Origin of the sequence: Pandoraea commovens, from assembly GCF_902459615.1 — a bacterium.
In the GTDB taxonomy this organism is placed as follows: domain Bacteria; phylum Pseudomonadota; class Gammaproteobacteria; order Burkholderiales; family Burkholderiaceae; genus Pandoraea; species Pandoraea commovens.
The window spans coordinates 811,980-825,307 of the sequence record NZ_CABPSA010000002.1; the positions used below are offsets into that span (position 1 = coordinate 811,980).

The window sequence follows — 13,328 nt, forward strand, 5'->3', positions numbered from 1 at the left end:
CCGAGGGAGGCGACGCCTGAAGCTACGACGTCGGTCCCGCTGGATACTCGCTTACTGGGCCTTGCCCGGAGCGTTATCCGGCGCGTTGGTCGCACCGTTGCCGGTGTTACCGTTACTCGGCGTCTTCTTGGTGCTGTGACGCGGCTTTTGGGCCTTCGAATTCGGGTGCGGATCCGACGGCGTCATCGTTTGCGCGCCCGGCGTCGGGGCCGACTGCCGCGCATTCGGGTTCGCCTGGCTAGGCATCGTGGCCGACGGGTCCGTCGTCGTGCCGCCGCCAGGACCGGCAGCGCCACCGCCCGCAGAGCCTTGAGCGAAACTCAGTGCCGAAGCACCGGCGAGGGTCAGGGCAGCAACCGAAATAATCAGCTTCTTCATCAGATGGACTCCTTTGCTTTGCGTTGCACTGGGTAGGAACGTCTTTCGTGCAGGCATCACTTGCGTTAGTGAGATTCCAGTCTAAGAAGCTGCGACGTGCGGTGCTGTAAGGGTTTGTAATTGAATGTAATTCGGCTTTTTCCTAGGCCATTTCCCACGCATATGCGCGGGAGACGTCCCATCGTATTCGCCTATTGATTAGTCATCCGAACGGCTTGACCAGAACACCTGATTCACGCCGGGCAGCGTTTCGAGATGATCGGTGAGGGCGTCGAGTTCGCCCGCCTTGACGGCCGTCGGCAACAGCAGTGCTTCGATTTCGACTTCCGCTTCGCCGAACGGATGGATGTCGAGCGCGCGCACCGGATAGTTCGACGCTTCGAGCCACGCTTCCACCTTGTCGAGCACTTCACGCTGCGTAGTGCGGGCGCAGATGACGGACAACGCATAGGTGGCTTCCGAGGTCGCCTCGTTGATCGGCGCGCGGTTGATACGGTTCACGACCGGGCGCAGCAGCGTGTTGGCGGCCAGCACGAAGAACGCCACGACGACCGCTTCGACGATCAGACTTGCCCCGGCGGCGGCCCCTACGGCGGCCGAGCCCCATAGCGTGGCGGCGGTGTTCAGGCCGCGTACCGACGCGCCGTCTTTCATGATCGCGCCCGCGCCGAGGAAGCCGACGCCCGACACCACATACGCAATCACACGCGTATCGCCCGGCATGAGCCGCATCGACAGATCGACGAAGGCGGCCGCACCGACCGCCACAAGCACGTTGGTACGCAAACCCGCCGTTCGCTGGCGCACTTGCCGTTCCACGCCGATGATCGTGCCGAGGATAAACGCGACGGCGAGCGAGATAAGCGTGTTGAGCAGCGGGAGGAGATGGAAATTCTGGATGCTGTGCAGTGCTTGCATGGAACGTCTCGACTTGAGGCGGCTGACATGGGCGGGTGCAACGGGCCAGGCGGGCATGTTGCGCCGCCGCATTATGGCATTGGGTTCTGACGGACGGAAGTCATCCCGCCGGAATGGCGTTCAGGTATCACATGGCGAAACATGGGCCACACCGGGAAGGTGGGGCAGATGGGGCGGCGGTGCGCGGGACCGGCCATCGGACGTCACGTTCGACGATGGCCGGTCTTGATGACAGTGTTGTTACGACAGTTGCGGTGCCAGCAGACGTCGTGCCGTCGCTTCGTCCACGCCGGTGCGTTCCATGAAGTCTTCGACCTGATCGGGGCTGATCTTGCCGACGCTGAAGTAAGTGCTGTCCGGATGCGAGAGGTAGAAGCCCGACACGCTCGCCGCAGGCAGCATGGCGAGGGATTCCGTCACGCTCATGCCGATTTCATGCGCTTGCAGATAGTGGAACATCGGCCCCTTGACCGAGTGCTCGGGGCAGGCCGGGTAGCCCGGTGCGGGGCGGATGCCGACGTACTGTTCCTTGATGAGCGCATCGTTGTCGAGCTGTTCGTCGCTCACGTAGCCCCAGAAGTCGCGGCGCACGCGTGCGTGCATGCATTCGGCGAACGCTTCGGCCAGCCGGTCGGCCAGCGCCTTGAGCATGATCGCGCTGTAGTCGTCGTGCGTGGCAAGGAAGCCCGCTTCTTTAGCATCGACACCCAGCCCTGCCGTCACGGCAAACACACCGATGTAGTCAGCCACACCGCTGTCCTTGGGGGCGACGAAGTCGGCCAGCGAGCGGTTCGGACGACGCACGCCGTCCACCACCGGGCGCTCGGTTTGCTGGCGCAGGTTGTGCCACGTGAATGCCACTTCCGAGCGCGACTCGTCCGTGTAGATCTCGATGTCGTCGTCGTTCACGACGTTCGCGGGCAGCATCGCGATCACACCGTTGGCCGTCAGCCAGCGGCCCTTGATCAGGCGATCGAGCATCTCTTTACCGTCGGCGAACACGCGTGTTGCCGACTCGCCGACAATCTCGTCCTTGAGAATCGCAGGGTACGGACCGGCGAGGTCCCACGTCTGGAAGAACGGACCCCAGTCGATGAATTCGGCCAGCTCGGCCAGATCGTAATTCTTGAATACGCGCCGACCGATGAACTTCGGCTTGGGCGGCACGTAGCTCGACCAGTCGATCTTGTACTTGTTCTCGCGCGCGGTCGCGAGCGACACCATCGGCGTGGCCTTGCGGTTCGCATGCTGCTGACGCACGCGTTCGTAATCCGTCTTCACGTCTGCGAGATAGCGCTCGGCGGCTTCGTCGGAGAGCAGGTTCGACGCCACGGAGACGGAGCGCGACGCGTCCGGCACGTAGATCACCGGGCCTTCGTAGTTCGGTGCGATCTTCACGGCCGTGTGCACGCGCGAGGTCGTGGCACCGCCGATGAGCAGCGGAATGTTGCGCAGGCGGAAGTAATCGTCGCGCTGCATTTCTGCGGCGACGTAAGCCATCTCTTCGAGACTCGGCGTGATCAGGCCCGACAGACCGATGATGTCCGCTCCTTCTTCCTTCGCCTTGGCGAGGATTTCGGCGCACGGCACCATCACACCCATGTTGACGACTTCGAAGTTATTGCACTGAAGCACCACGGTGACGATGTTCTTGCCGATATCGTGCACGTCGCCCTTGACCGTGGCGATCACGATCTTGCCCTTGGAGCGGACGTCTTCGCCGGCGGCGGCCATGCGCGCCTTCTCTTCTTCGATGAACGGCACCAGATGCGCCACGGCCTGCTTCATCACGCGGGCGCTCTTCACCACCTGCGGCAGGAACATCTTGCCCGCGCCGAACAGATCGCCCACGACGTTCATGCCGTCCATGAGCGGGCCTTCGATCACCTGAATCGGACGGCCGCCCGCGTCGGCGATCTTCTGACGTACTTCCTCGGTGTCTTCGACGATGAATGTCGTAATGCCGTGCACCAGCGCGTGGGCGAGGCGTGCCTCGACCGGCTGATTGCGCCATTCCAGATTCTCTTCGCGCTTGGCCGCGCCGCCCTTGAAGCGGTCGGCGATTTCCAGCAGCCGCTCGGTGCTGTCGTCGCGACGGTTGAGCACCACGTCTTCCACGCGCTCGCGTAGTTCGGGGTCGAGGTTCTCGTACACGCCGAGCTGACCGGCGTTGACGATGCCCATGTCCATGCCCGCCTGAATCGCGTGGTACAGGAACACGGTGTGGATGGCCTCACGCACGAGGTCGTTGCCACGGAACGAGAACGAGACGTTCGACACGCCGCCGCTGATCTTCGCGCCGGGCAGGTGCTCCTTGATCCAGCGCGTGGCGTTGATGAAGTCGACCGCGTAGTTGTTGTGTTCCTCGATGCCGGTGGCCACCGCGAAGATGTTCGGGTCGAAGATGATGTCTTCGGGCGGGAAGCCCACTTCGTCGACCAGCACGCGATAGCTGCGCTGACAGATTTCCGTTTTGCGAGCGTAAGTGTCGGCCTGACCTTGTTCGTCGAACGCCATCACGACGGCGGCTGCGCCATATCGGCGAATGCGCTTCGCGTGGTGCACGAACGCTTCGTGGCCTTCCTTGAGCGAGATCGAGTTGACGATGGCCTTGCCCTGCACGCACTTCAGACCCGCTTCGATCACTTCCCACTTCGAAGAGTCGATCATGATCGGCACGCGTGCGATATCCGGCTCGGACGCGATCAGGTTCATGAAGCGAACCATCGCGGCCTTGGAGTCGAGCATGGCCTCGTCCATGTTGATATCGATGACCTGCGCGCCGTTTTCGACCTGCTGACGGGCGACCGCGAGCGCTTCGTCGAACTGGCCGTTCAGGATCATGCGCGCGAACGCTTTCGAACCGGTGACGTTGGTGCGCTCACCGACGTTCACGAAAAGCGTGCCCTCGCCGATGTTGAAAGGCTCAAGGCCGGACAGGCGCATCGGCGGGACCGGCGCATTGAGAGACGTTTGGCTCATGGGGCAATCCGTTCTGTATTAGATGTTCGCGTCGGCGTCGATGGCGCTGCTTGCGTCGTTGCGATACTGCGAGGGCCAGCGGCGCGGCTTGACGTCCGACAGCGCCTTCGCGATCTCGGCGATGTGCTCCGGCGTCGTGCCGCAGCAGCCGCCTGCCAGATTCACCAGACCCGCCTGCGCGAACTCCCGCAGCAGGCCGGACGTCACATCGGGCGTCTCGTCGAAGCCCGTGTCGCTCATCGGGTTGGGCAGACCGGCGTTCGGGTAGACCGACACGTACGTGTTGCACAGCTTGGCCAGCTCGGCGATGTACGGACGCATGAGCGTCGCGCCGAGCGCACAGTTCAGGCCGAACGTGAGCGGGCGCGCGTGACGCAACGAATTCCAGAACGCCTCGACCGTCTGGCCGGACAGAATGCGCCCGGAGGCGTCCGTCACGGTGCCGGAGATCATGATCGGCAGAATCTCGCCGGTGTCCTCGAACAGTTCGTCGATGGCGAAGAGCGCGGCCTTGGCATTGAGCGTGTCGAAGATGGTTTCGACGAGGAACAGATCCACGCCGCCTTCCATCAGCGACTTCGCCTGTGCGTAGTACGCGTCGCGCAGCTGATCGAAGTCGACGTTGCGCGCGCCGGGGTCGTTCACGTCCGGGCTGATGCTCGCGGTCTTGGGCGTCGGGCCGATGGCGCCGGCGGCGAAGCGCGGCTTGTCCGGTGTGCTGTACGCCGCGCAGGCTTCACGCGCGAGACGCGCCGACTCGCGGTTCATCTCGTCGGCCAGGCCTTCCATGTGGTAGTCGCCCTGCGCGATCGTCGTTGCCCCGAAGGTGTTCGTCTCGAGGATGTCGGCACCGGCGGCCAGATACTTGCCGTGGATTTCGCTGATGACGTCCGGGCGCGTGAGCGAGAGCAACTCGTTGTTGCCCTTCACGTCGTGGGCGAAGTCGGCAAAACGCTCGCCACGGTACTGCGCTTCGTTCAGCTTGTACTGCTGAATCATCGTCCCCATCGCGCCGTCCAGGATCAGGATGCGCTTCTCAAGCAGTGCGGGCAGCGCCTGACCGCGCGTGTATTGCAGTGCCGATCGTGCGATCGAGGCGGGTGGGGTTGCGGTGGTCATGACGGACGTCGCCCTGGAGTGGCCGGAAAACCTATAATTGTAATGGTTTTCGTGCGTATCGCCTCGCGCTGCCGCCGGATGGGCGGGGCCGTCGGACGATTCGCTATTTTTCCGCCAACTTCTTGCCAGTGTTTGCACAACGACATGGAATTCTTGCTCCCGAGCGCCGCACACAAGTTCCTGCAAGCCAACGCCAACGCGCTGTTCGTCGATTGCCGCAGTGAAATCGAGCATCTGTTCGTGGGGCACCCGGTGGGGGCGATCCACGTGGCCTGGAACGACGGCCCGGACTGGGAAGTCAATCCGCACTTCGTGCAGAGCGTGCGCAAGCTGGCGGGCGCAGGCGGTGAGCGCCCCGTGCTGCTGATCTGCCGTAGCGGCAATCGCAGCACGGCGGCCGGCGAGGCGCTGGAGGCGGCCGGTTTCCTGAACGTCTACGGGGTGTTGCACGGCTTCGAGGGCGATCTGGACGCCTCGCATCACCGAAACGCCGTGAACGGCTGGCGGTTCGACGGTCTGCCGTGGCAGCAGTGCTGAGCGGGACGTCGCGATGAGGTCGTGGCCGTCACCCGTCTTTCCGCCGGACCGCCAAACCCTGACATCGCGTCAGGTTCCCGCACCATGAAAAAACCCTCGCCTTGGCGAGGGTTTTTCGTGGGTACTACCGAATGGAGTCGGTATCAGTGGAGCACAACCGGGTTCGTCATGAAGGTGTCGAACTGCCCGAGGAATTCGTCGACTTCGTCCTCCGACGGTTCGCTGGCGATCAACTTCTGCACTTCTTCACGGAATTGCCGGGCAAGCGAGCCGTCGAGGAAAATCTCGCGGCCGGCGGATTTGTCCACGATTTCATAGCCGCCGGCGGACAGCGAGTGATTGCCGTTATCCGCGGCAAACTCAACGACACAGTAGTTCGGGCTGTTGTAAATCATGAGCATGGCAACTCTCCTGGTGTTCCTGCATGGTCCTGAGTAACCCACATAGGGGCGACGCGGCGCGATTTCAAGAGGCAACGCCCCATGATTCGCTTATCGGCACACCGGCTGACGAATTCAATGGTTTTGGCCCTCCTTTTGTAAAGGTCACGCTACAAGTCCTGCAAGTACCCCCTGCAAGTCGTTCTTTTTGCAGGGTTCAGACGTTAGATGCGGCCCCGAGCAAAAACGTTGCAAGGGCATTCGTTACGAACTGTTTCTGCTCGACGATCGACAGATGGGCGGCGTCCGGCACGATCTCCAGCTGCGCGCCTGGAATGCCGCTGGCGATCCGGCGCGCCACGGCGGGCGGCGTCGACGGGTCGTTTTCCCCGACCAGCACCAGTGTCGGCACGTCGATCTCGGACAGGCGTGCGCGCACGTCGAACGCCGCGAGCGCCTCACAGGACGCCGCGAAGCCCTCCGGGGAGGCTTGCGCGACGAGGGCGCGGATGCGCTCGGCCTGCGCGGGGTGATGCTTGCGAAAGTGCGCGCCCAGCCAGCGTTCCAGCGTACCGGCCGCAAGATCCTTCATGCCGTGCGCGCGAGCCGTCGCCGCGCGCTCCAGAAATACCTTGGCATCTGCCTCGTCGTAACCGGCCGTGGTATCGATCAGCGTCAGGCTGGCGATGCGCTCGGGCGCGTCCAGCGCCACTTGCTGCGCCACCGCGCCGCCCATAGAGATGCCGACGAAATGCGTCGAGGGGATCTCCAGCGAATTGAGCAGGGCGGTTGCATCGGCGGCCAGTTGTTCAATGGAGTACGGGCCGTGCGTAATATCGCTGCGGCCGTGGCCACGGCTGTCGTATCGGAGTACTCGGAAGTGGGCCGTCAGTTCGGGGACGAGGTCGTCCCAGACGGTGAGATCTGCACCCAAAGGGTGCGCCAGCGTGAGCCACGGACCGTGGCCGTCCACCGCGTAATGAATCGATGCTCCGTTGGCACTGACTTTCATGGGCGGCCCCCTGGGTTCGTCGATGCGTTGCGAGGTGATGTCGATGGGCGTCGATGCACTGGGATGACTCTGATTATGTCAGGAACATCGGGATTTTGCAGACCGTTTCGTCGTAGTTGGGCAACACTTCGCTGCCCACCCGCATGCCGCCTGCATCACTCAAAATTCTAAGGAATTTTGCGTCGATTTTCGGGACGGAAAACCCTGTGTCACGAGGGGTTTAGTCCTTCATTACGGGGCCGATTTCTCCGTGAAGATCAGCTCGAACTCGTTGCCGGACGGTTCCGTCTGCTTTACGCGCACCGGCAGCCAATCGAGCGATGGCGCGAGCCAGATATCCACGCGCCGCTCGTCGCCCGCCTTGCGCGGCAGACGCGTGAAATGGCGCGTCTCGACGTAGCCGTTGGGTGTGGCCATCGTCTCGCTGCCGACGTACTGCACCGGCCACACCTCGCTACTGTCGGTGTCGACCACGGTGAACTCGTGCGTCACCCCGACCTGGGTATAGCGTTCGGGATTGCCCCGCGCGTAGCTCGCCAACTGCATCATCACGCTGAACCGGTCCTGGGCGCCGGGTGCAAGCGGCACCGACTGCCCCGAGCGGGAGAAGTGGAGTGTGGGCGTGGCGTCACGATGGAAATCGGTGATGTATTCCGCGCGCCGCCCGCGTTTTTCCACATAACGGGACGGCGCGATGCCGTTCGCGTCGTAGCCGCCTTCGCTGATGAACTCGAACGTGCCGAAGAAGATGATCGGCACGGCCACCCGTAGCGCGTAATGCCCGTTCTCGTTGATCCAGTGGAGCTGACCCGTCTGGTTGCGCACGCCGTTCATGAGCGCGTCGTAGGTCAGCGTGACGGAGGGCGGCGGATCGAACTTGTCGCCATTCGCGGCGGCGGCCGTGAGCGGCACGCTGGGTGCGGCTGCGGCGTCCGAAGCCTTTGCGCCGGGCGTATCGCCTTCGCCCGCCACGGTCTCCGACGCCGCCATCGGCCCGGGCGTATCCGTCGCAACCGGTGCGGCGAGCGTGTCGGGCGGCGCAGGGGCATGCGGACGTGGCTTGGCGACCGGCTTGGGTTTGGGTGGCGGCGGTGCTGGCGGTTCAGGTGGCGCGACCGGCTTGAGCGGAATCAGCGTGATCGGAATGCTGGGGATCGGCGTGTCGTCGAGCATCGTGCGATGGACGGCGACCCAAAACGCGATGAGCACGTGTGCGACGAACACCGCCGTGAGCACGGCGGCCCACAGACCCCAACGTCTGCCCGGTCGCTTAGCGCCCGACGGCCGCGCAAGCGTCTGCCCGGCGACGTCAGTCATGCCCGGGGTCGCCGAGGAATCGGTGACCGCAGGCATGTCGGGTGTCGCTTGAGGCGGCGTACCAGTGGGCGGCAAAGACACGAGATGGAATCGATCGGGACGTCAGAAGCTCAGGATCTCATATTGCGATGAACTGAGTTCGACAGTCCCTGCTGTCTGCCGTTCATCCCTCAACTCTCAGCGCTTTCCCCCGGGCGCCTGCGCGTGTCCGAGGTCGGCGGACAGATTCTGCGCGAGCGTGCGCAAGGCCGTGTCGATGGGGCCGCCCCAGCGCGCGTCGAAGCGACTCTCGGGGCCGAGCGCCATGAGACCCATCACGAGTTGTCCCGTCGCGTCGAACACCGGCATGCAGAACGCATTGACGGATGGCAGCACCGTGCCTTCGACGCGCGCCGCCCGATGCGCGCGCACGTCGTCGAGTACCGCTTCGTATTCCGCGCGCGTCGCGGGCAGATGATGACGCGACGCATGTTGCAAATCAGCGAGTGCGGCGTCGATGAGCGGCGCGGTCTGACGCTCGGGGAGATAGGCGGCGAAGAGCCGACCGGCAGCCGATTCGAGCATGGGCATCACGTCGCCCAGACGCAGCGGCACACGCATCGGGAACGTCGATTCGAGCCAGTGCACCACGGTCGGCCCCTGATTGCCCCAGACGGCCAGTCCCACGGTCTGATCGATGGCGTCGCGCAGTTCCGACATGGCGAAGCGCGCGGCCTTGAAGGCGTCGATGCGCGCGAGGTGCGCGAGTCCCATGCGCAGCGTGAAGGGGCCGAGGTCGTAACGTCCGCTAACCGGGTCCTGAACGATGAGTCCGAGCCGTTGAAAGCTCACCAGATAGCGGTGCGCTTTGGCAGGGTTCATGCCTGCCGCGTGCGCGAGGTCGCGCAGCATCATGGCGTTCGACGCTTCGGTGAGGACTTCGATCAGACGGAAGCCCACTTCGATGGACTGAATGCCCGAGCGGGTCTTCTCCTCGTCGGGGGCTGCGCTGCCGTCCTTCTCACGCTCGATCTCGCTCTCGTTGTGTTGTTCAGGCGCTGTCATGTGTCTCTTGAATAGTTGTCATGGCCGCTCGCCGGGGCGCTGCTCGACCCGTGCCCGGTCGATGCGCTCAGGTAGAATCGTCGGCGTCAAGCGCCATTCTATCGGGCCAAAATCGCCGGGCCTCAAATTGGAATCCGCTTTATCCGAATCCGCTAAAACTCCCGTAATTGCCTGCAGACGCCATCACATGAAACTCGCTACCCGTAAGGACGGCACGCGCGACGGTCAACTGATCGTCGTCTCGCGCGACCTGTCGACCGCCTGCATCGCCGACGCCATCGCCCCCACGCTGCAACGCGTACTCGACGACTGGACGTTCTACGCGCCGCAACTGCACTCGCTCTATACCGAACTCAACCACGGCCGCGCGCGCAACACCTTCGCGTTCGATCCGGCGGATTGCATGGCGCCGTTGCCGCGCGCGTATCAGTGGGCCGACGGCTCGGCCTATGTGAATCACGTCGAGCTGGTGCGAAAGGCACGCGGCGCGGAAATGCCTCCCGAATTCTGGACCGACCCGCTGATGTATCAGGGCGGCAGCGACGACTTCATCGGGCCGACGGACGACATCGTCTGCGCCTCGGAAGACTTCGGCATCGACTTCGAAGCCGAGATCGCCGTGGTGACGTCGGACGTGCCGATGGGCGCGAGCCCGGCGCGCGCGCTCGAAGGCGTGCGTCTGCTCATGCTGGTCAACGACGTGAGCCTGCGCAACCTGATCCCGGCCGAACTCGCCAAGGGCTTCGGGTTCTTCCAGAGCAAACCGGCCAGCGCATTCTCGCCGGTCGCCATCACACCCGACGAACTAGGCGATGCCTGGCGCGACGGTCGTGTGCATCGTCCGCTGACGGTGAAGTGGAACGACAAGAAGTTCGGCGCACCGGAGTGCGGCGAAGACATGGTGTTCGACTTCGGTCAGCTGGTTGCGCACGTGTGCAAGACGCGTAACGCGCGCGCCGGGACCATCGTCGGTTCGGGCACGATATCGAACAAGGATCGCAGCCGTGGCAGCGCGTGCATTGCCGAGAAGCGCATGCTGGAGACCATCGAGAAGGGTGCGCCCGTGACCGAGTTCATGCGTTACGGCGACCGTGTGCGCATCGAGATGTTCGACACGCAGGGCAAGACGATCTTCGGGGCGATCGATCAGGCGGTCGCACCGCTGGACGAGTAATCGTAGTCCGAACGGTACGGCCAACGAGTACACCAACCGCGCGGACGGGAAAAGTAAAGATGGCTCCAAGCCATATCCGGCGTGACTTCACGGGGTATCGGACGATACGTCCATAGGGTGAACCCGGATATGGCGGGGAATTCTGCCTCCGCTATTCTTTGTCTCCTTGAGTCGGTGCGCATGCTTGGCAGGTTTGCGCACCGGCCGTTACTTTCGCCGGCGCGGCGCGAGGTGTCCGTCCCGGGATGCCCGCGTTACAAAAATCCAGCGCAGGCCAGACCAGGAGAATTCCATGCGAAACCCCGTGCGCACTGCCCTGCTGGGTGCGATGTTGCTGGCGTTGGCCGGCGGCGCTGCCGCTCAGGTCAAGATTGGTGTGAACATCTCGCTCACCGGCCCGGCGGCCTCCCTCGGCCTGCCCGCGCGCGACACTGTCGCCATGCTGCCGAGGGAAATCGGCGGACAGAAGGTCGATTGGATCGTGCTGGACGACGCGTCGGACACCACGACCGCCGTTCAGAACACCAAGAAGCTCATCTCCGAAAACCACGTCGACGCCATCATCGGCTCGTCGATCACGCCGAACACGCTGGCGATGCTCGATGTGATCGCTGCCGGCACCACGCCGACGATCTCGCTCGCCTCGTCCGCCCGCATCATCGAGCCGGTCGACGCCAAGCGTTACTGGATGTTCAAGACCCCGCAGACCGACGCGCAGATGGCCTCTGCGATTGCCGAGCATGCGAGCCGTCACGGCGTGAAGACGATGGCCTTCATCGGACAGGGCGATGCGCTGGGCGAAGCCTTCTATGAAGAAGTCGCCAAGTTCGCCGGTCTGCACAAGATCAAGATGGTCGCGAGCGAGCGCTTCGCACGCACGGATGCGAGCGTCACCGGCCAGATCCTGAAGATCACGGCGGCCAACCCGGATGCCGTCGTCGTGGGCGCCGCCGGTACCCCGGCAGCGATGCCGCCTAAGGCACTCGCCGAGCGCGGCTACAAGGGCCTCGTGTATCACAACCACGGCGTGGGCAATAACGACTTCCTGCGCGTGTGCGGCAAGGACTGCAACAACACGTACCTGCCGGCCAGCCCGGTGCTCGTGGCATCGCAACTGCCGAACGATCATCCGGCCAAGGCGGTCGCGCTCGACTACATCAAGAAGTTCGACGCCAAGTACGGCGCGGGCAAGGTGGCGGCCTTCGGTTCGTACGCCTGGGACGCGGGTATCCTGCTTGAGCGCGCGATTCCGATTGCGCTGAAGACGGCCAAGCCGGGCACGCCGGAATTCCGCAAGGCGCTGCGCGACGCGCTGGAAACGACCAAGGACGTGCACGTCTCGAACGGCATCACCAACATGAGCCCGACCGATCACCTCGGCCTCGACCAGCGCGCCCGCGTGATGGTCAAGATCGAAAACGGCAAGTGGGTGATCGCCCCGTAATCACTGCGACTTCCGAATGCGGGACGTCATGTCCGTCCTGCATCATCCTCGCATTTGACCTGTTGACCGTCGGTGGCGCTGGCATGTCCGGTGCCGCTGTTTCCCATCCCCGCCTGTGCGGGGATATTTTTTTGGAGCGGTAAGCCATGTCGCAAGACCCGTATCAACACTACCAGTCGCTGCAATTCAAGCGGCATCCGAACGGCGTGCTCGAACTCATCATGGGCGCCGGGGCGAACAAGAGCGGTCTGTCGACGGCCGACCATCGCATGCATCAGGAACTGGCCGACGTGTGGCGCGATATCGACCGCGACGCCGAGACGCGCGCCGTCGTCATTCGCGGTGAGGGCAAGGGCTTTTCCGGCGGCGGCGATCTGTCGCTCGTCGAAGACATGGCCGACGACTTCGCCGTGCGAGCGCGAGTATGGCGCGAGGCGCGCGATCTCGTCTACAACGTGATCAATTGCAGCAAGCCCATCGTCTCCGCGATGCACGGCCCGGCGGTCGGCGCGGGGCTGGTGGCGGGCTTGCTCGCCGATATCTCGATTGCCGCGAAGACGGCGCGCATCATTGACGGACACACGCGTCTGGGGGTGGCAGCGGGCGACCATGCCGCCATCGTCTGGCCGCTTTTGTGCGGCATGGCGAAAGCGAAGTACTACCTGCTGCTGTGCGAGCCGGTGACGGGCGAGGAGGCCGAGCGCATTGGACTCGTGTCGCTCGCCGTGGACGAGGCGGACCTGCTGCCGAAGGCGTTCGAAGTGGCCGACAAGCTCGCGCGCGGTTCCAGCACGGCGATTCGCTGGACGAAATACGCACTGAACAACTGGCTACGCAGCGCCGGACCGGCGTTCGACGCGTCGCTGGCGCTCGAATTCATGGGTTTCTCCGGACCGGACGTGCGCGAGGGTCTGGCGTCGCTGCGGGATCGCCGCGCACCGGACTTCGGTGGCGACGCCCCGTTTTGACACACCGCTGGCGCAAGCTCGGCGTATGATCGATAGCCATACGCCCTGTGTGCTT

Annotated in this window: 12 protein-coding genes; 4 read left to right on the forward strand and 8 right to left on the reverse strand. The window is 63.9% G+C overall.

Going from position 1 to position 13,328, the window contains the following annotated elements; genetic code table 11:
- Positions 1-51: 51 nt before the first annotated feature.
- The 4 genes from PCO31010_RS09870 to PCO31010_RS09885 form a co-directional block, all read right to left on the reverse strand.
- On the reverse strand, positions 52-378 hold the full coding sequence (locus PCO31010_RS09870) for a hypothetical protein (RefSeq protein ID WP_150664076.1): 327 nt from the start codon (positions 376-378) through the stop codon (positions 52-54).
- Positions 379-576: 198 nt separating this feature from the next.
- On the reverse strand, positions 577-1,287 hold the full coding sequence (locus tag PCO31010_RS09875; protein WP_150664221.1) for an MgtC/SapB family protein: 711 nt from the start codon (positions 1,285-1,287) through the stop codon (positions 577-579).
- Between the two features lie 249 nt (positions 1,288-1,536).
- Positions 1,537-4,242: a methionine synthase gene (metH, locus tag PCO31010_RS09880; RefSeq protein WP_150575808.1), complete on the reverse strand. Its 2,706-nt coding sequence runs from the start codon at positions 4,240-4,242 to the stop codon at positions 1,537-1,539.
- A gap of 54 nt (positions 4,243-4,296) precedes the next feature.
- Complete coding sequence (locus tag PCO31010_RS09885) at positions 4,297-5,397, reverse strand: homocysteine S-methyltransferase family protein (RefSeq protein WP_150664077.1); 1,101 nt, start codon at positions 5,395-5,397, stop codon at positions 4,297-4,299.
- A 144-nt stretch (positions 5,398-5,541) separates the two neighbouring features.
- Between PCO31010_RS09885 and PCO31010_RS09890 the strand changes: the two genes are divergently transcribed.
- Positions 5,542-5,934 (forward strand): rhodanese-like domain-containing protein, encoded by a 393-nt coding sequence (locus tag PCO31010_RS09890; RefSeq protein ID WP_150575302.1) that lies wholly within the window; start codon positions 5,542-5,544, stop codon positions 5,932-5,934.
- Positions 5,935-6,077: 143 nt separating this feature from the next.
- On the opposite strand, the gene PCO31010_RS09895 is transcribed toward PCO31010_RS09890, so the two are convergent.
- The 4 genes from PCO31010_RS09895 to PCO31010_RS09910 form a co-directional block, all read right to left on the reverse strand.
- The gene (locus PCO31010_RS09895; protein WP_039395232.1) at positions 6,078-6,335 is read right to left on the reverse strand and encodes a BTH_I0359 family protein; all 258 of its coding nucleotides are present in this window, start codon (positions 6,333-6,335) and stop codon (positions 6,078-6,080) included.
- Positions 6,336-6,531: 196 nt separating this feature from the next.
- Positions 6,532-7,326, reverse strand: a complete 795-nt coding sequence (pcaD, locus tag PCO31010_RS09900; RefSeq protein WP_150664078.1) for a 3-oxoadipate enol-lactonase — start codon at positions 7,324-7,326, stop codon at positions 6,532-6,534.
- A 231-nt stretch (positions 7,327-7,557) separates the two neighbouring features.
- Positions 7,558-8,643: a DUF3108 domain-containing protein gene (locus tag PCO31010_RS09905; protein ID WP_174984550.1), complete on the reverse strand. Its 1,086-nt coding sequence runs from the start codon at positions 8,641-8,643 to the stop codon at positions 7,558-7,560.
- A gap of 177 nt (positions 8,644-8,820) precedes the next feature.
- Complete coding sequence (locus PCO31010_RS09910) at positions 8,821-9,687, reverse strand: IclR family transcriptional regulator (RefSeq protein ID WP_150664080.1); 867 nt, start codon at positions 9,685-9,687, stop codon at positions 8,821-8,823.
- Positions 9,688-9,874: 187 nt separating this feature from the next.
- Between PCO31010_RS09910 and PCO31010_RS09915 the strand changes: the two genes are divergently transcribed.
- The 3 genes from PCO31010_RS09915 (at position 9,875) to PCO31010_RS09925 (ending at position 13,273) form a co-directional block, all read left to right on the forward strand.
- Positions 9,875-10,861 (forward strand): fumarylacetoacetate hydrolase family protein, encoded by a 987-nt coding sequence (locus PCO31010_RS09915; protein WP_150664081.1) that lies wholly within the window; start codon positions 9,875-9,877, stop codon positions 10,859-10,861.
- Between the two features lie 292 nt (positions 10,862-11,153).
- On the forward strand, positions 11,154-12,305 hold the full coding sequence (locus PCO31010_RS09920) for an ABC transporter substrate-binding protein (RefSeq protein WP_150664082.1): 1,152 nt from the start codon (positions 11,154-11,156) through the stop codon (positions 12,303-12,305).
- A 146-nt stretch (positions 12,306-12,451) separates the two neighbouring features.
- Complete coding sequence (locus PCO31010_RS09925; protein ID WP_150664083.1) at positions 12,452-13,273, forward strand: enoyl-CoA hydratase/isomerase family protein; 822 nt, start codon at positions 12,452-12,454, stop codon at positions 13,271-13,273.
- Positions 13,274-13,328 lie beyond the last annotated feature (55 nt).

Bases quoted from the DNA above. Each gene is read 5' to 3' on its own strand.
- metH (WP_150575808.1), bottom strand. From the start codon at position 4,242: ATGCGCCTGTCCGGCCTTGAGCCTTTCAACATCGGCGAGGGCACGCTT.
- PCO31010_RS09905 (WP_174984550.1), bottom strand. From the start codon at position 8,643: ATGACTGACGTCGCCGGGCAGACGCTTGCGCGGCCGTCGGGCGCTAAG.
- PCO31010_RS09890 (WP_150575302.1), top strand. From the start codon at position 5,542: ATGGAATTCTTGCTCCCGAGCGCCGCACACAAGTTCCTGCAAGCCAAC.
- PCO31010_RS09920 (WP_150664082.1), top strand. From the start codon at position 11,154: ATGCGAAACCCCGTGCGCACTGCCCTGCTGGGTGCGATGTTGCTGGCG.
- PCO31010_RS09870 (WP_150664076.1), bottom strand. From the start codon at position 378: ATGAAGAAGCTGATTATTTCGGTTGCTGCCCTGACCCTCGCCGGTGCT.
- PCO31010_RS09915 (WP_150664081.1), top strand. From the start codon at position 9,875: ATGAAACTCGCTACCCGTAAGGACGGCACGCGCGACGGTCAACTGATC.
- pcaD (WP_150664078.1), bottom strand. From the start codon at position 7,326: ATGAAAGTCAGTGCCAACGGAGCATCGATTCATTACGCGGTGGACGGC.
- PCO31010_RS09895 (WP_039395232.1), bottom strand. From the start codon at position 6,335: ATGCTCATGATTTACAACAGCCCGAACTACTGTGTCGTTGAGTTTGCC.
- PCO31010_RS09885 (WP_150664077.1), bottom strand. From the start codon at position 5,397: ATGACCACCGCAACCCCACCCGCCTCGATCGCACGATCGGCACTGCAA.
- PCO31010_RS09925 (WP_150664083.1), top strand. From the start codon at position 12,452: ATGTCGCAAGACCCGTATCAACACTACCAGTCGCTGCAATTCAAGCGG.
- PCO31010_RS09910 (WP_150664080.1), bottom strand. From the start codon at position 9,687: ATGACAGCGCCTGAACAACACAACGAGAGCGAGATCGAGCGTGAGAAG.